The sequence below is a fragment of the Paraburkholderia kururiensis JCM 10599 = LMG 19447 genome (genome assembly GCF_003986935.1).
Classification (GTDB): Bacteria; Pseudomonadota; Gammaproteobacteria; order Burkholderiales; family Burkholderiaceae; genus Paraburkholderia; species Paraburkholderia kururiensis.
The window spans coordinates 34,465-49,175 of sequence record NZ_RJZE01000033.1 but is presented as its reverse complement, the minus strand read 5'-3'; the positions used below and the strand labels follow the sequence as shown (position 1 = coordinate 49,175).

General features: G+C 62.6%; 16 protein-coding genes. 9 read left to right on the top strand and 7 right to left on the bottom strand.

All coding sequences use genetic code 11. From position 1 onward, the window contains the following. Positions 1-982 precede the first annotated feature (982 nt). The 4 genes from PKKP23_RS30070 to PKKP23_RS30060 all read left to right on the top strand — a co-directional run bounded on the left by PKKP23_RS30070 (position 983) and on the right by PKKP23_RS30060 (position 2,865). Complete coding sequence (locus PKKP23_RS30070; RefSeq protein ID WP_126879570.1) at positions 983-1,993, top strand: PRTRC system protein D; 1,011 nt, start codon at positions 983-985, stop codon at positions 1,991-1,993. Next, complete coding sequence (locus PKKP23_RS30065) at positions 1,990-2,361, top strand: hypothetical protein (RefSeq protein WP_126879569.1); 372 nt, start codon at positions 1,990-1,992, stop codon at positions 2,359-2,361. Before PKKP23_RS30070 ends, PKKP23_RS30065 begins: the two co-directional genes overlap by 4 nt. 103 nt (positions 2,362-2,464) lie before the next feature. Further along, positions 2,465-2,617: a hypothetical protein gene (locus tag PKKP23_RS33840; RefSeq protein ID WP_156125940.1), complete on the top strand. Its 153-nt coding sequence runs from the start codon at positions 2,465-2,467 to the stop codon at positions 2,615-2,617. Continuing rightward, positions 2,614-2,865, top strand: a complete 252-nt coding sequence (locus PKKP23_RS30060) for a hypothetical protein (protein ID WP_126879568.1) — start codon at positions 2,614-2,616, stop codon at positions 2,863-2,865. Before PKKP23_RS33840 ends, PKKP23_RS30060 begins: the two co-directional genes overlap by 4 nt. Before the next feature lie 73 nt (positions 2,866-2,938). Here PKKP23_RS30060 and PKKP23_RS30055 read toward each other — a convergent pair whose 3' ends face one another. The 6 genes from PKKP23_RS30055 to PKKP23_RS30030 form a co-directional block, all read right to left on the bottom strand. Continuing rightward, positions 2,939-3,145 carry a hypothetical protein gene (locus PKKP23_RS30055; RefSeq protein WP_042303608.1) on the bottom strand — a complete coding sequence of 69 codons (207 nt, stop codon included), beginning with the start codon at positions 3,143-3,145 and terminating at the stop codon, positions 2,939-2,941. A 99-nt stretch (positions 3,146-3,244) separates the two neighbouring features. Beyond that, complete coding sequence (locus PKKP23_RS30050) at positions 3,245-4,282, bottom strand: primase-helicase zinc-binding domain-containing protein (protein WP_240659195.1); 1,038 nt, start codon at positions 4,280-4,282, stop codon at positions 3,245-3,247. A gap of 353 nt (positions 4,283-4,635) precedes the next feature. After that, positions 4,636-5,220 carry a single-stranded DNA-binding protein gene (locus tag PKKP23_RS30045; RefSeq protein WP_126879566.1) on the bottom strand — a complete coding sequence of 195 codons (585 nt, stop codon included), beginning with the start codon at positions 5,218-5,220 and terminating at the stop codon, positions 4,636-4,638. Between the two features lie 12 nt (positions 5,221-5,232). Beyond that, complete coding sequence (locus PKKP23_RS30040) at positions 5,233-6,039, bottom strand: hypothetical protein (RefSeq protein ID WP_126879565.1); 807 nt, start codon at positions 6,037-6,039, stop codon at positions 5,233-5,235. An 8-nt stretch (positions 6,040-6,047) separates the two neighbouring features. Continuing rightward, complete coding sequence (locus PKKP23_RS30035) at positions 6,048-6,479, bottom strand: hypothetical protein (protein ID WP_126879564.1); 432 nt, start codon at positions 6,477-6,479, stop codon at positions 6,048-6,050. 111 nt (positions 6,480-6,590) lie between these two features. Then, positions 6,591-6,938, bottom strand: coding sequence for a hypothetical protein (locus tag PKKP23_RS30030; RefSeq protein ID WP_126879563.1), 348 nt, complete (start codon positions 6,936-6,938; stop codon positions 6,591-6,593). A 563-nt stretch (positions 6,939-7,501) separates the two neighbouring features. Between PKKP23_RS30030 and PKKP23_RS30025 the strand changes: the two genes are divergently transcribed. The 5 genes from PKKP23_RS30025 to PKKP23_RS30000 all read left to right on the top strand — a co-directional run bounded on the left by PKKP23_RS30025 (position 7,502) and on the right by PKKP23_RS30000 (position 12,717). Then, on the top strand, positions 7,502-8,248 hold the full coding sequence (locus PKKP23_RS30025) for a nuclease-related domain-containing protein (protein ID WP_161978163.1): 747 nt from the start codon (positions 7,502-7,504) through the stop codon (positions 8,246-8,248). A gap of 182 nt (positions 8,249-8,430) precedes the next feature. Beyond that, positions 8,431-9,675, top strand: a complete 1,245-nt coding sequence (locus PKKP23_RS30020; protein WP_126879561.1) for a hypothetical protein — start codon at positions 8,431-8,433, stop codon at positions 9,673-9,675. A gap of 70 nt (positions 9,676-9,745) precedes the next feature. Continuing rightward, positions 9,746-10,948: a FlhC family transcriptional regulator gene (locus tag PKKP23_RS30015; RefSeq protein ID WP_126879560.1), complete on the top strand. Its 1,203-nt coding sequence runs from the start codon at positions 9,746-9,748 to the stop codon at positions 10,946-10,948. 190 nt (positions 10,949-11,138) lie between these two features. Next, positions 11,139-11,504, top strand: coding sequence for a hypothetical protein (locus PKKP23_RS30005; protein ID WP_126879559.1), 366 nt, complete (start codon positions 11,139-11,141; stop codon positions 11,502-11,504). 196 nt (positions 11,505-11,700) lie between these two features. Beyond that, the gene (locus PKKP23_RS30000; protein ID WP_126879558.1) at positions 11,701-12,717 is read left to right on the top strand and encodes a CAP domain-containing protein; all 1,017 of its coding nucleotides are present in this window, start codon (positions 11,701-11,703) and stop codon (positions 12,715-12,717) included. A gap of 774 nt (positions 12,718-13,491) precedes the next feature. Here PKKP23_RS30000 and PKKP23_RS29995 read toward each other — a convergent pair. Continuing rightward, positions 13,492-14,706, bottom strand: coding sequence for a hypothetical protein (locus PKKP23_RS29995; protein ID WP_126879557.1), 1,215 nt, complete (start codon positions 14,704-14,706; stop codon positions 13,492-13,494). Between the last annotated feature and the right edge of the window lie 5 nt (positions 14,707-14,711).

The following is a 14,711-nucleotide window of genomic DNA, read 5'->3' as shown; positions in this document are numbered from 1 at the left end:
ATTCCATCCGATCAGCCCGACGCACGGAAGAGATGCGTTCCGACTGTCCACCTGCTGCGGCGCGGGGCATTGCGCTTCGCGCATACTCTGCCCGCCTCTACTGCTGACTTCCGCCTGCCGTGGCTACCCGACCGACCCCGGACGCATACCTGCGTCTGGGCGCGGAGCACGCTTTCGCGGGCCAACCGCGCCCGGGTCAACTGCCGGGCAATTCCTGTTGCGCTGTTCTGGTCTCGGTCGCGCGAACCGGTCTGTCTTCCGTTCAGGGAGTCGCGAAACGCCGGCGTAGCCAGCGCGCAGGATCTCCCCCGTCCCAAAGCACGTTCACGTCAGCCGCGGTGTATCGGGCCTCCTGAACGCACCCAGCGTGGTGTGCTGAAAGGACGTGTGTAGTGCACATGAGGCAGGTCGCGAACTGTCCGGCTGTCCGCGTCCACATTTCCTCATTGCGCATCATCGCGGCGGACACCCGCCGATCGTATGGATATCGCACTGTCCGGTGGTCCTCATGGTGGATCACCGTGGACTTGATTCGATTGAAAAAAAAGCCGCGTCACAATGGAACGCGGACAGTGGGGAAAAAGCGTGCCCTCGCGGGCGGGGGCGACGGCCAAGGAGGCCAGATTGAGGACGCACGAAAGCGCGTTGCACTTCAGGTCGATGCGTCAGGGACGCGGCAGATATTGCCAAGAATAGCCGGCCGCCGCAAGTGCACACATCCAAAAGCTCGCCGGAACGCGTCTGCTTTCGCCGACTTGACTTCTCACGCCGCTCGCTAGACTGGTCATCGCAATGTCGGAGTTCATCCCGGAGTTGCCTGGCAGTCCATCGCAATCTCCGGGCTTATGTCGGAGATTCCCCGGACGCTGATCGGTATCTCCGACTTTATGTACGACTTCGCCATTGGCCCGCCAACGAAGCCGGAGATTATGTCCGGCTTTGGCAGTGAATCCGGCCCAACCTGTCTGAGGAACACACTTCCATGAAAACCCCCGTCTTCGCAATCGACGTCGGCTACGGCAATACTAAATATGCATACCGTGCGGCCAGCGGTACTGTCGCGACAGGCATGTTCCCTTCGCTCGCGCCGCTCGCCGCGAGCCGTGCGCTAGCGGGATACGGCGAGGGCGTCCTGAAGTCCCGCAAGGTCGCTACCGTCATCGTCGACCAGATCGAGTATGAGGTCGGTCCCGACGTCTCACTCACGGCCGCCTATGGCAAGACGGGGCGCGCACTCGCCGACGACTATGTCCTGACGAACAACTACGCTGCGCTGCTCTTCGGTGCGATCCACTTCGCGGGCGTCACGCACATCGACCGGCTCGTGCTCGGGCTCCCTGTGCACAACATGAAGAAGTTCGCTGCCGCACTCAAGGAGCGTTTCGCCGGTGAGCATGACTTCGGGTTCGGGCCTGTTGTGATCGACAAGGTCATCGTGATCCCGCAGCCCCTGGGGTCACTCGTGCTTGCTACGAGCGCACGTCCGGGAGGCTTCGGTGGGAGCGACGCGCATCTGGTCGTGGACGTCGGATATTTCACGACGGACTGGGTGTACGCGAACGGCCTGACCATGGACGACAAGCTCAGCGGTGGAATGCCGGGCGGAGCATCGCAGATCTCGCAGCGCATCGCGAATCTGATCGCGCGCGACGAAGGCGAGGAGGTGGACAGCATCGAGCTTATCGACAAGGCGCTTCGGGAACAGAAGCCGTTCTTCTTCTATGGAAAGGACATCGCCTTGGCCCCGTACCTCAAACGCGCGGAGCCGGTTATTACAGGCGTCGTGAAGGAAATGCAGACCAGCGTGGGAAGGCTCCCGAACGTGCGCTCGATCATCCTCTCGGGAGGCGGTGCCGCGCTCTACGCCGCGGCGATCCGCGAAGCGTTCCCGCGCGTCGTCATCGAACTGATCGATTCACCATGCCTCGCGAACGCCCGCGGCTTTCTGATCATCGGGGAGGCACTCCTCGCACGGGAGCGGCGCGCAGCATGAGCGACACGTACGAAATGGCGGTGACGATCAATCCACTCGTCTGCCCCCTGCTTCATGCGAGACTGGGCCAGTGTGCAACGGCCCGCGAGCGGGCTGCCGTGCTGCGCGCGCTCGCAGAGAAGGTGTTGCGGCTTGAATTGACGGGCGAGCTGTTGCCGGAAAGCACACGGGCGGGCGGACCAGCATCGCATGCGGCCGGGCGCGAGCCTTCGTTTGAATCCGACGTCGGCGGCGACGCGCTCCCCATCCCGCGAAGTCCGGGAGGCCCAGCCCAGGGCATCCAGGCGCTGCGCCTGGGAGGCTCGGTCGATGTCGACCCGATGGTTGGCGACGCGATCGGCAGCCAGCTGGCGGGATACCTCGACTGATCCGCGGTTGACTTTGGGCGCGGTGTGCGAAGATAAATCAATGCGCTGGGGATATGATCAACGATCGTTCGCCAGTGCAAGACCGCATAAACGGAGAACGCAGATGGAATACCAGCTTGTGAACGCGATCCTTCACGGCCAGCGCCTGACAGAGCCGCTGACCTGGCTGTTCATCGCCGCGTGCGTGGCCGCCGTCGTTGCCGGCTGGAAGGTCGGCTGCCTGCTCGATGCGTATCAGCAACGCGGGACCGAATGATGGACTTCCTCGCAAAGGCATGGGCCGCTTTCATGGGCTGGCACTGGCTGGCGCGTCGCGCGGCCGTCGCCGCGGCATGCCTCCTGGCCATCCCCATCATGGTTGTCCTGTACGAACATGGCTTCAGGCACTTCACCACCGTGGCCTTCATCGTTATCGAGATCGCCCTCTTCTGGGCGGTAGGCGGCTGGTACGTCCTTCTCGGCGCGCTGCGCGTGTTTGTCTGGTGGACGCGACTCGGACGCTAGCGCTCAGCACAGACGAAAAAAAACGGCGGGTCCCACAGTTGCTGTGGGACCCGCCGTCGTTTCAGGGGAGAAATTACTGCAGAGGCCTGGCTGCCTTGATTGCGAGCCGCGCGGTGCAGAAGTCGAATGCCGCTTCGAACGGCTGCCCTTCGGCAACAGTCCTGCACGCATTCCGATCGAACACGTCGAACGCGACCGCCTCGGATTTGCATACCGGCCGGTTGCCGTCGGTCGCGACAATCGTAAATCGCTTGCCAACGATCATCTGGAAATAGCTCATTTTCTGCCTCAAAGGAAAAGAGCCCGACGGAATGTCCCCGGCGGGGACGAATCCCCACCGGGCTGGTTCACGAAATGCGCCGGACAGGCCGGCGGTCAATCAGATGGCCAGGGTGCGACGTTCAGCATGTGTGGCAAGCCGAACGGCGGATCGCGCTTCACGCGCCGCGATCCATCGCGCTTTCCACTGGTCGGCGAAGTCGGTTCCGCGCAACCTTGGACGATGCAGCACGACCGTGTAGCCCTCCGCGCGCAGGCGCTTCGCGAGCAGCATCGCAGCCGCTACACCAGGCGACTGTCGCGTCTTCGGATCGACGTGGTCGAAGTCCATGAAGACGTGCACGACCTTGATACCCATCCCTTCGGGCACCACGAACTGGGAGAGGTGGATGCGGTTCAGGCAGTACCAGACCGGCACGCCCGAATCCATGTGAGCGCCGTACACCGTCTCGAGTCCCTCCCCCACACCGATCTCACCGTCGACCGGGTCCATCAGGCGCACGGCGCCGCCCGCGAGCGGGTTGAGCGTCATGCCGTTGAGCTTCGAATCAAGGATCTCGCCATCCGGCGCCACGATCGTCGCTTTCTCCGGCTTGACCGGATCGAGGAACGTCCGGTGCAGCGTTCCAAGCCGCCCGTCGGGTAGCTCAAAGCGAGCAACGATGCCAGGCCATTTGCCGAGCACCTTGTCGTCATGCCTGTACTCCAGCATGCCCAAGCGCAGCGCCGGTGACGGACCGGCCGTGAGGCCGGGTACCCGCTCGTGCAGATAGCGCATCGTGAGGTCGCCCACGGCCTGCAGGCGAGCGCTGTTCCAGATGCCGTTGAGCCATTTCGCGGCGAATTCAGGACTTGCCCTGCGCTTCGGCGCGGGGGCATTCACGTTCGCACTGCGGCGCGCTGGCGGCGGTGGTGAGCCGCCGTCGAGTTGCCGCATCAATCGGAAGAGCCCGATGCGGTTCACTCGCGCGATAAGCTGTAGCCCGTCTCCTGCCATGGGTCTGCCGTCGTCACACTGACGACAGATCCAGTCACCACGGCCCAGCTTGTTGTCGTAGGTAAAACGGTCGTCTCCGCCGCAGACCGGGCAGGCGCACGCCTTTCCGGTCAGGTAGCTCGCGGCGATGCCATAACTCATCAAGGTCGAAATCCATGCCTCCGGAGAGAGCGTGAATTCCTTCAGCCTGCGTTGCAGCCACTCGTACTGCTCGGGTGACAGCCCGCGTCCAGATGTACTCATAGTCACTCTCCGTTGTGGAAGTGGATTGGGTCGGTGCCTGAGACAGGCGTGGGAAACGCGTGCTCAAAGGAGCCGTCTGCCTCTCGCGGGCGACTCCTTTGAACAGGGTTGCGATGTGCAGAGCAGGTGGGTGCGCAGCGGACCGCGCACGGGCAGGAAGATCGTCGCGTGACGCACCGGAGGGTGCGCCACGAAGACGATGGGTGAGGATTTACGGGATCAACAATGCCGAACGGTGAGCGGTTCCGGGATCAGATGGCAGACCATGCCGCGCGGGCATAGGCCGGGCCGAAGGGAATGTCGTCCGACATCTCGTCGAAGCCACCACCGGCCGGCACACGCATACCGGCGCCACCACCAGCTGAGGATTGCGGCGGCTGTGCGCGCGTTCCGGTTGTAGCCCGCGGGTCATGACGCTGCTCCCGCGACGGCTGCTGGCCGCGGCCCTGCGACGTGCTCTCGAAACCATTGTCGCCTGCGGCATCGCGCTGGGCGCCGCCGCTGCGACCGCCGAGCATCTGCATCTGGTCCGCGACGATTTCGGTGGAGTAACGGTCGGTGCCGTCCTGAGCCTGCCATTTGCGGGTGCGGATGCGCCCTTCGATGTAGACCGACGATCCCTTCTTCAGGTACTCGCTGACAATCTCTGCGAGGCGACCGAAGAAGACGACGCGGTGCCACTCCGTTGCTTCCTTCATCTCGCCCGACGCCCGGTCCTTATAGCGGTCGGTCGTGGCAAGACGGATGCTGGCCACGGCGTCGCCGCTGGGCATGTAACGCACCTCGGGGTCCGCGCCGAGATTGCCGACGAGGATGACCTTGTTCACTGATGCCATGAAAAACTCCTGTTAACGTGTGATCGACCAGAGCCACTTATCCCAGAGGACCTGCTGGTTGTTCCTGATGATGGGGCGCCCACTGTCCGTGAACGCGGGTACCTTGATTTTTTCCAGACGTCTGACCGTGACGATGTCGCCGACACAACAGCCGCTTTGCGCGATTGCGTCCTTCAGGCCTTCGCCCTGCAAGACGCGCTCTCCCGCCAGCGTGTCGATGTGCATGGCAAACGAGGTGTAAAACGGCTTGCCCTGCGGCTTGCGGCTCGGGAACTGTTCCTCGCCCCAACCGAGTACACGGCCAGTAGTCGCCGCTCCGTGACCGTCACGACGTGGCGCGCGTTCGCGTGCGGTGCGTGGCTCGGAGCGGACATCGTCGTCGCCAGCAGCCAGCGGCGCTTCAACCCGACCTGCATGGGCCGCGGCGTCCGACGCCTGCCGGGTACCAGGCGCAGACACGACTTGCGGTGTGCCCTCCGCGCGGATCGCAGATGCGATCGCGTCTTTCAGCGAACCGCAATGCTCGCGAAGAACTGACCAGTGCGGCTCGGTCTCCGGCAGGATCTTGGTGCCGAAGGGCGTGTCGCGCGGCCCCTCGTCGAATGCCGGGCGGAACTGCACGATGCAGCTCCCCTCGTCAACGAACAGATGGGGAACCCCGCAGATAAAGACGAACGTCTCGTTGCTTGCGCCGTGACCAACTTCGCGGGTCTGTGGGGCAACAGTTTGTGATGGGGAAGGTCGGGCGGTATGTCCTGGATCCAGGGACAAGGAAGGAAACAGTTCGGCAAATGCGCGGAGAAGATGAATCGCAGCCATGAGACCTCCTAAAGCAGGGAGCCGAAACAAATTCGGCGCAGCTCCTCGAGATCACGCGCAAGTAGTGGCGTGTCAAGGATCACCTGCTGCATCGCTTCGGGATCGATGCCGTTGACGCTGCAGACGTGCTCATACGGCAAGGCCCCGGCCCAGTAGCCCATGATCCAGCCTAGGGTCGCACGATAGTCGTCGACGTCGACTTTCACGTTACGCAGGCGCTCGCTGAGCATCGTTGCGCAGTCCATCAGCGACTCGGGCATGCGGTCGCCGCGGCGGCTGTCGCGCGCCAGCGAGACGAGCGCATCTACCATCGCCTCGCGTACGGATGGACTCCAGTGCCGCGGATCGGGAAGCGGATCGGGTCTGGGTTGAACGACGAGTACCGGAGTGGCCTCGCCGCCGAAGATGTCAAGCTGCCAGGCAGCGACGTCCTGTTTCATGAGATTGCTCCGGAATGGACCGGGCAATCGCACCCCTGGCCGGGAATGGATTCCCGGTTCGGGTAGAGGGTGCACCGCGACAAAGGCCGCGGTGCAGGGATGACGGGACCCCTACGTGTGGGTCCCCGTGCGCTTCAGGGGGATGACGACAGCCGATCTGGCGTATTGCCGGGCCGGTGCCGGCGGCGCCGGCTGGGCGACCGCGGCGGCCTGCTTCAGCGCATCGAGGGCCGCCACACGTTCAGCCTCGGCGCGCGCGCGCTCCGCTTCGGCTTCAGCAGCTTCGAGAGCCTTCGCCTTACGCTTGAGCGTCTGCGCGAGCTTGCCGCAAACAGCCATCGCCAGAAAGAGGCTGACGACGAACGAGGTTGACGCAAGAAAGACGACGAGACACAAGGCCAGCAGCTTGGCCGGCGAGGTCAGCACGTCCTTGAAATACGGATTGAGCAGATCCAGCATCCTTCTCTCCAGAAAAATTAACGCACAAGGGGATGACCAGGCTTTGCCTGGCAGTTTCGATGCCCGGATCGGGCAAGGAAATCCAGCGCGTAGCGCGTACGCCGTAACCCCGATAGAGGCCACCGCGAACGGACTCGCGAGAGAGGATGTGGAGGGAATGGGCTGCACGAGAACCGTGCGGCAGGCTCGATGCGTCGGAGACGCGGGAATATGAGCAGGTTAGCGGAGCCTAGTTGACAACGAGTGCTGGAATGATCGCGAATTCTGGGGGGCTTATGCCGGCGGCAATAGCGTGCAGGCGCCTGCACGGCTTTTCCCGAAAAGCTGCACTTTTTGTTGAGCTTTCCGGTCCTCGCCTGCGACCTGATGGTGCAAGGCCACCTTGCACTACCGCGTGCGCTCCAGTTTCCCGATCGGAAGAGCCGCTCTTGCTATAGCGCGTCGCGCAGCGACCGGCTCGCGACCTCGACGCGCCGAAAAATCCCACTGACCCGGAGCTTGACTTCGCGCCGCGTCTGGCACACTCGAATCACCCCATCAATTGCATGCTGGAGCAACAAAACATGTTCGGCCTGATTGTCGTGATCATCCTTGGCTATATCGGCTACCGCTATTCGAAGCGTGGCACCCCGCGCAAAGAACCTGGCTGGCGCTTCTCCGGTCCGGTATATGCGCCCTCCAGCTCAATGCCAACCACCCGTGCGCAGCAGCGCGGCGAGACTGGCGAAGCCGTGGTCGACGCCGAACTGCGACGCGTGCTTACGTGGCTGTGCGGCGATGATTTCCACCTTCATGCAGGAGCGGTGCTAATCGAGCATGCCCCGGGCACGCCCTTCCCCACCGCCGAGATCGATCACATGCTCGTGACGCCGTTCGGCCTTTTCGTCATCGAGACCAAGAACTGGCGCGGCCGCATTGTGCACGGCATGGGTTACGACGATCTTGAAGTCGTCCGTGCCGATGGTACCCGCGAGACTCGACGGTCGCCGCTCGCACAGAACCGCACCAAGGTCGCCTTTCTTAACGAGAAACTTCCCCGCGTATGGCGCATCGAGGGCGTGGGCGTCTTTGCGTCGCCCGACTGTTCGCTCGACGGCGACCTTTCTCCGTCGCTGCTTCATGTAACTGAACTGGCCTACTTCTTTCGTATGCGTCGACACGAATACCTTCGCTCGGGACAGAAGCCGGTCAATATAAAGACCGCATGGGACGCAATTATGCTTAATGCATCGGTATCTGACGAAAAGTTGGACGAACACCGCAAACGTGTGCGGGCAAACCCTCAAGTCAGTCCAATTAATGCCGATTAATCGGCATCCCGATTGCGAAAGCTGCATGTTTTTCACCATCTTTCGATCCGGCATGACGGAAAAGCGGGCGTACGCTAGCCCGATCACCTTCGAACTGGCGAGCGCTTCGGCCACCCGCCCAAGGCCCGTAGCCCTGTGAGCACCCGCCATCCTCAACACCACACCGCACACGAAAAACGAGCATGAGCACGAAGAAAAAGCTGCCCCTCGATCCCGGCTTCGATCCAACCGTCCCAGAGGATGGCGCCATTGTTCCGGCCGCCGAAAGCGATATCCAGGATCTTTACAGCATTCACCTGCCGTCACGACAGGAAATCTCAACAGTCGCGCACGACATGTTTGCGGACAAGCTGCCGGCTGACGTAATCCAGCAGTTGATGCAAACGAGCACCGATATCAACGAATCAGTGCGACGGATCATGCACGAGCACATGACGCTCGGCTTTCGTTTTGGCGAGACAGTAAGGCTGCTGCAAACAGCCTATGCGGTGACTTTTGGCGACACGCCCGCGACAACGAAGCGCGCGAACACAGATGCGCTTGCCTATCTGGAACGGCTGCATCGCATGTCCAAATCGAAGATACGCGTGCACCTGAGAGCCTATGCCCGATTTCACGATAACGCGGACGCCGTCGAATTCCTGCGTCTGACCGATATGCAGTCGCTGCTGGGCAACGACGTTGGCGACGACATCGTCGAGGCGATCATCGAGAAGAGGAAGGACAATCCCGAAATGTCCACGCGGACCGTCAAGCAGCTCGTGCAGGTACTGCGCCAGCAGCAGGACCGCATTGCCGCCGACCAGGAGCGACTGGAAGCCGCGAACGACGAGTACGCAAGCCTGCTTGAGCAGTTCAACTCGGCGAACCTCGAAAGCGAACGACTGCGGCAGGAAATCGAGCAGGTGCGGGCCTCGCAGACAGAAACGCAGGCAGCGAGCGACCGGCTGCGCAACGAGCTTGCGCTGGTTGGGCAGAGCAAGAATGCGCTGAATCAGCAGTTGCACGACATGGAGCATGAACTCGACGCCGCGCGTCGCCAGGTGGCTGAATTGACGACGCGGCCACCCGCCCAGGACGATCCGAAGGTGAAAGAGGACGTCCGGCGGATGAACGAGCACTTCAACCAGCTGCTCGCGAAGTCGCAGGAGCTCGAGGAGCAGATCGCACAGCGCACCGACGAAGCCGCCCGTATAGAAGCACAGCTTAAAGCCAACGCTTCGGCGCTTGAAGCGGGCCGGCGCGTGGAAAGCGAGCTGAACGAACTCATCCGTCATTTCGGTGAATTCGTGCAGCGTTACCACAGCGCGCAGCTGCTCTGCACCGCCGAGGGGAACCCTCGCCGGTTCGCGCCGCTCTTCGAGGCGCTGGCGGACCTCGTCGGAAAGTTCCACACCGAAATAGTCGCAGCACGCAAGGCCGCCTGATCGCGCGCGGGGGCGCCGGGGCTGTGGCCGCTTTTGGCCACACGAAGAGACACACGTTACGAAAAGAAAAATGCAAACCATGAACAACCGCACGAGAACGGCCGACGACTACAAGGCCATCCCACGACTGCACCTGCCGCGCTGGGTCGCACAGCGCATCCTCGCCGTCAATTACGACCTGGTCGAGCATATCAAGCAGGTGCTCATTTCCCGACCCACCTTCAATGCCATCTACGGGGTCGAGGTCTCGCAGATCGATCATCTGGTACACAACGAGGCATCGCTGCGCACCCTGCTCGGCGCGCCGTTTCTCATGCTCTCGCCATCACTACCGACGGTTGAGGACTGGCGCTGCTTCGTCGATGGCACGTCGACGACGCGCACGGTTGACGAGCTGCGCGCCCGCCTGCCCGCACAGCGCGAAGCACTGACCACACAGTCGATCCAGCACCACAACCGCCAGTTCCTCGACCTCGTCCAGGCGGTGGCCAACATGAGCGTGCTGAGCGCGCCGCTGCTCGGCATGACGCCAGACCTGGCGCTGTATCTCGGCGGTCTGCCGGGCTACAAGCTTCGCGCTGCGCTCGAGCGTATCGGCGACCTGCCTCTCTTTCGCTGGCGCTTTGTGAATCCCGCTTTCTGGTTCGAGTTCACAGCGAACGAGCTGAATGTCGAACAGGTGGCTCACCACATCATGGCAACCACACCGTTTCGCGCGGGCGAACTGCCTCACACGGCGAGCTGGACCGAACTGCGTCTCGGGCGTGAAACACACGAAATGTACGCGGCCGCGCTGATGGCTCACGGGTGCCGTGCGAGCACGGCAGCAACGCTATTTGGGCTGCCCCAGAGCAAGACGCGGCAGATGTACATGACCATTCACGGCAAGCGCTCGCCATGCGGCAATCTGCCCAACTCGATCCAGTGGTCCGTTGAGCGGCCCCAGCATCGCCTGCACTCCACGGTGTTCATCTGGCTGTATCGTGCAGCACTGCAGATGGGTGCAAATTCGCCGCAGGCACTCATCGCGGCCGCTGATCTCTATACCCAGCTATTCCCTGGTGGACGCGCGCTGCTCGCCACTGACAGAGGCTATAACCTTACGCGCGCGATGGCCGCCGACGCGCGCCTCTCGATCGCCCCGTGCCGGAGCTGCGCAACGCACTACATCGTGTCGAACAACGAGTCGAAGATCGAAATGCAGCGCAGCTTCTACTGCCCTTCGTGCAGCAATGGGCTTGTCTCGCGTGCGCGCGCTGGCGGGGTGAAGTGATGCATGGGGCAGCTGAGCAGGCTTGCCTGCCGACGGGGCTTGTCGTTTTCAGTGCAGACGGCTCGGCCCAGTTTGGCTGGCAGCACCCCGAGACAGGTGCCTATTACGCCGAGCAGGATGGCCACTGCATCACGGACGCCGTGGCAGGCATCCCGTGGTGCGCGGGCGCCATTCACTGAGGGCGCAGCCGATGGAAGACCTCGCATGGATGGTTCGTGAAAGCACCTCTGCATGGCTTCGCGGCTACGGCGATGAGCGCTTTGGCGCGTACGAGAAGTTTTATCGCGAAGCACTGGCAGCACCGGGTAAGCAACTCGGACTTGAAATGATCAACGAGGAGTACGTGCAGTGGGCCAACGAACGGCCCAGCAGGCTCATGCGGTTACTTAACCGGCCCACGACCGGTCGCGCGCTGGTTGGGCTGTTCGCAGTGTGGGTGGCGGCGCAGGCCGTCCCTCACGCGGCAAGACTTGCGCCGCAATCGACCGCCGTGCTGCTGGTCGTTGCGTTCGTCGGACTGCGGATTTTCCACAGGAAGCGGCGTACGTCGGCTTAATCCATGCGACGCGCATCGAACCCGCCCTGTGTGGCGGGTTTTTTCTGCTTACGCTTAAAGAAATTCCAAAGTCTTACCGTTAGCGATACAGTGCGCCCCGCAACCGAGGCGGCGACTTGACTTCCCAAAGGGCCTGGCAGACTGAACTCAGGCTCGCGCGAGGTGCGCGGCTTTCAATAACCGAGGAACGTTTACGATGAAGAAGAATATCTCCGCACTCACCGCTGTCGCGATGGCTGCCGCTGCGTTGCTTGCGGCATGTGGCGGCGGCAGCAGCAGCGGCAGTGGCGGTGGCAGCACTTCGACGGGGTCCGGCTCGGGATCGTCGAGCACCGGCTCGACGCCCGCGACTCAGACAGCTACTAGCGGCAACGTACCGACCCCGCAGTATGCTGCGACGAGCGCCCAGCTCGCTGCGTTCAATCTGATTAACGCCCAGCGGCAACAGTGCGGTTTCCCCACCCTGGTCGAGAACACCACGTTGGACCAGGCGACGGCCGCACACGCGGCGTACATGGGCTTGAATGGCGGGACGATCACTGACAGTGAGGCGTCCGGCAGCGCGGGGTTTACGGGAGTTACCTACAACGACCGCGCCGTGCATTTCGGGTATCCGAACGGAACCTCGTCGATCGGGGTAAGTGGAGGTTTCTACACCAACGCCAAGCTGACCGAAACCGAGTACGGACAGCAGATCGCGTACGACTGGTTGTCCGGCGTGTACCACATGAGCATCGGAGTCTGGCCCACGACGAACATTGGCCTTGGCTGGAATGAAACGACGTTCAATGGTTTCCCGGAAATTCAGGCCTCGGCGATGGCCACGACCCTCCAGGCGATGCCGGGCACCATGCCGTTGACTTTCCCTTGCCAGGGAACAACTGGGGTGCCCTACTCGAGCGGCGGAGAGTCGCCAACTCCTCCGGGTACTTCGGGGAATTGGGGAATGCCAGTGGCGGTCATAGCGAATCCGTCTGATACAGTGGTTTTGTCTTCGGCAAGCATGACGGACACATCGAGCCACACCGTCACGCTCCAACTGCTCGATTCCGCGAACGATCCCAATAAGCTGCTGCCGGCGTTCGAGGCGGTGGCATATCCTGCGTCGCCGCTGTCGCCTAACACGACCTATACCGTCTCGATTACCGGAACGATAAACGGTACGAATTTTTCTCGTACCTTCACTTTCACGACGGGCAACATAGTCGGGTAGGCGGAGCGGCAAGAATTGAGCGGCGTCCAATGGACGCCGTCTTTCTTTGTCGCTGCGTACGCCAATCTAGAAGCTGCCTGCCATTACCCGCCGTTCCCGCCTCCGCTATTCCCGGTCAGGTTGTATTGCCCCACGAGGTTCGTAGTGCCGGGCGTGAACCAACAGACATCCACCGCCGCTCCTTTAACGACGATCATCTGCGTTGGTGCATTAGCCGGAGGCGGAAAACTGCCAGTGCCCACCCACACAGCCTCGATGGTTGCCTCCCATGCCAATAACGGCACCGATGTGTTGTAGGCGCTCGTTCCCGTGCCGTCATAAGGGCCGTTGTACTCGTATGGAGTGAACGTCCATCGAATCGGATAGAAGTCGTGTGCGAGTCCGTAACTTAAACAGGCGGCCTGTTGGTCCGCGATACTGACGTGTGGGACGGAAGGTGCGCATATCATCCCAACCCAAGCGGAGCCGTTCCATATCGGGTCACTGGTCTCGTCATAACCGGGCGGACACGACGGCTGTGCCTGGTAATTGCACGTGGGCGGTGTCCATCGTGATCCGATCCAGGTCGATCCCGCGGCGGTCGTCCAGCCCGCCGAATTCGGACATTGCGGCTGCGCCTGCGGCGCATTCGATAGCGCGGGTGTACAGGTGGAATCCTGATACCCCGGCGAACAACGAACAGGGTCCGCCAGGGACACCTGAGAAAACATCAACGTGCACGCGAGTAGCGCGACGCGCACCAAGGTCTTTCCCGGAATCACGTTCCCTCTCTCCTCAAAACGCGCAGTAGGTCGTTGCGACAGCCCATCCACCGATGCCCGCGCCGCTTCCGTCCGTAATCGAGACCACCCACGGGCCCGCCCCGGACACGCCGTAATTCACAGTTGCCGTCGGATCGACATAGAGGCTCTGTCCGTCAATGACGATCTGCGGCGTCCCGCCCGCGGCGCAACTCGGCGCAGGCACCCCAGAGCCGTTGGCTACGGTGTAGTACCCGTACCGGAGAATCGTTCCACCAATTGGCAGCCATACGCCGCGCTGGCAGGAGAGCATGAGGCCCGACCCATCAGCGTCGCCTGCTATCCCGGTCCCTGTGCATCCCGTGCGCGGCACCGCGATGTTCCCGACCTGAGCCGTGCCGGTGATCGTCGCGTTGCCATTGACGGTCGCCGCCCCGGTGCTGATCGGCGCCGGAGCAGTACCGGCCGCGTTCTGTACCTGCAGCGTCCCGGGCGTCCGGACCGCATTACTCACCGCGACGTTGGATGCAGCGAGCGTTGGCGCCGCGATCGTCCCCGTCGCGTCGATGCTGTTGACGTTGTGCAAACTCACGCCGTTGACGTTCTGGTCACCGGTCCATGTGAGGCTGCCATCGCGCCGGATATAGAGCGAGTTACCATCGTCGAGCGCACCGTTGGTCGCGAGGATCGCGGCGGCCGGCGTCCCCGGCAAAGGATTGCTGGCATTCCACGCACCGTTGATGCCGTACACCGTCGCTGAATTGCGCGTTGACGAGTATCCGAACTGCCCGTTGCTGGCGTTGTTGCCGGCAAGCGCGATCTGCGCGGCGCCTGCCACGTCCGGCACGCCATTGCGGGTGTACGGCAATGACGGGTAAAAAGCCCAGGCGACATGGCACGTCCCCGAGCTCTGCGTACAGCCAGGGGGCACCATCGACATCTGGATGGTGTAGGCGCCACCCCAGAACGGCCCTGCGGTGTAGTTCTGCTTCAGCTCGCCGGCGCGCTGCAGTTGCGCGAGGGTCGGTGCGTCCAGCACCGGATTGCCACCCGATGCCGCGTACTGCGTCAGCAGGTTCGAGAAGTTGTCGCTCACCCAGCTCGCGAGCGCGTTGACGATCACCGCCTCGTTCTGCCCTTCTGCGGCCAGCACCTCGCTGCGGCGTTTTGCGACGTCCTGCTGGATCGACACCAGCGTCAGGATGGCTGACGCGGCAAGCACCACCACCAGCTCGATCAGGCTGCCCATGGTCG

Coding starts and splice junctions, on each gene's coding strand:
- PKKP23_RS30070 (WP_126879570.1), top strand. CDS start 983: ATGAAAACCCCCGTCTTCGCAATCGACGTCGGCTACGGCAATACTAAA.
- PKKP23_RS30065 (WP_126879569.1), top strand. CDS start 1,990: ATGAGCGACACGTACGAAATGGCGGTGACGATCAATCCACTCGTCTGC.
- PKKP23_RS33840 (WP_156125940.1), top strand. CDS start 2,465: ATGGAATACCAGCTTGTGAACGCGATCCTTCACGGCCAGCGCCTGACA.
- PKKP23_RS30060 (WP_126879568.1), top strand. CDS start 2,614: ATGATGGACTTCCTCGCAAAGGCATGGGCCGCTTTCATGGGCTGGCAC.
- PKKP23_RS30055 (WP_042303608.1), bottom strand. CDS start 3,145: ATGAGCTATTTCCAGATGATCGTTGGCAAGCGATTTACGATTGTCGCG.
- PKKP23_RS30050 (WP_240659195.1), bottom strand. CDS start 4,282: ATGAGTTATGGCATCGCCGCGAGCTACCTGACCGGAAAGGCGTGCGCC.
- PKKP23_RS30045 (WP_126879566.1), bottom strand. CDS start 5,220: ATGGCATCAGTGAACAAGGTCATCCTCGTCGGCAATCTCGGCGCGGAC.
- PKKP23_RS30040 (WP_126879565.1), bottom strand. CDS start 6,039: ATGGCTGCGATTCATCTTCTCCGCGCATTTGCCGAACTGTTTCCTTCC.
- PKKP23_RS30035 (WP_126879564.1), bottom strand. CDS start 6,479: ATGAAACAGGACGTCGCTGCCTGGCAGCTTGACATCTTCGGCGGCGAG.
- PKKP23_RS30030 (WP_126879563.1), bottom strand. CDS start 6,938: ATGCTGGATCTGCTCAATCCGTATTTCAAGGACGTGCTGACCTCGCCG.
- PKKP23_RS30025 (WP_161978163.1), top strand. CDS start 7,502: ATGTTCGGCCTGATTGTCGTGATCATCCTTGGCTATATCGGCTACCGC.
- PKKP23_RS30020 (WP_126879561.1), top strand. CDS start 8,431: ATGAGCACGAAGAAAAAGCTGCCCCTCGATCCCGGCTTCGATCCAACC.
- PKKP23_RS30015 (WP_126879560.1), top strand. CDS start 9,746: ATGCAAACCATGAACAACCGCACGAGAACGGCCGACGACTACAAGGCC.
- PKKP23_RS30005 (WP_126879559.1), top strand. CDS start 11,139: ATGGAAGACCTCGCATGGATGGTTCGTGAAAGCACCTCTGCATGGCTT.
- PKKP23_RS30000 (WP_126879558.1), top strand. CDS start 11,701: ATGAAGAAGAATATCTCCGCACTCACCGCTGTCGCGATGGCTGCCGCT.
- PKKP23_RS29995 (WP_126879557.1), bottom strand. CDS start 14,706: ATGGGCAGCCTGATCGAGCTGGTGGTGGTGCTTGCCGCGTCAGCCATC.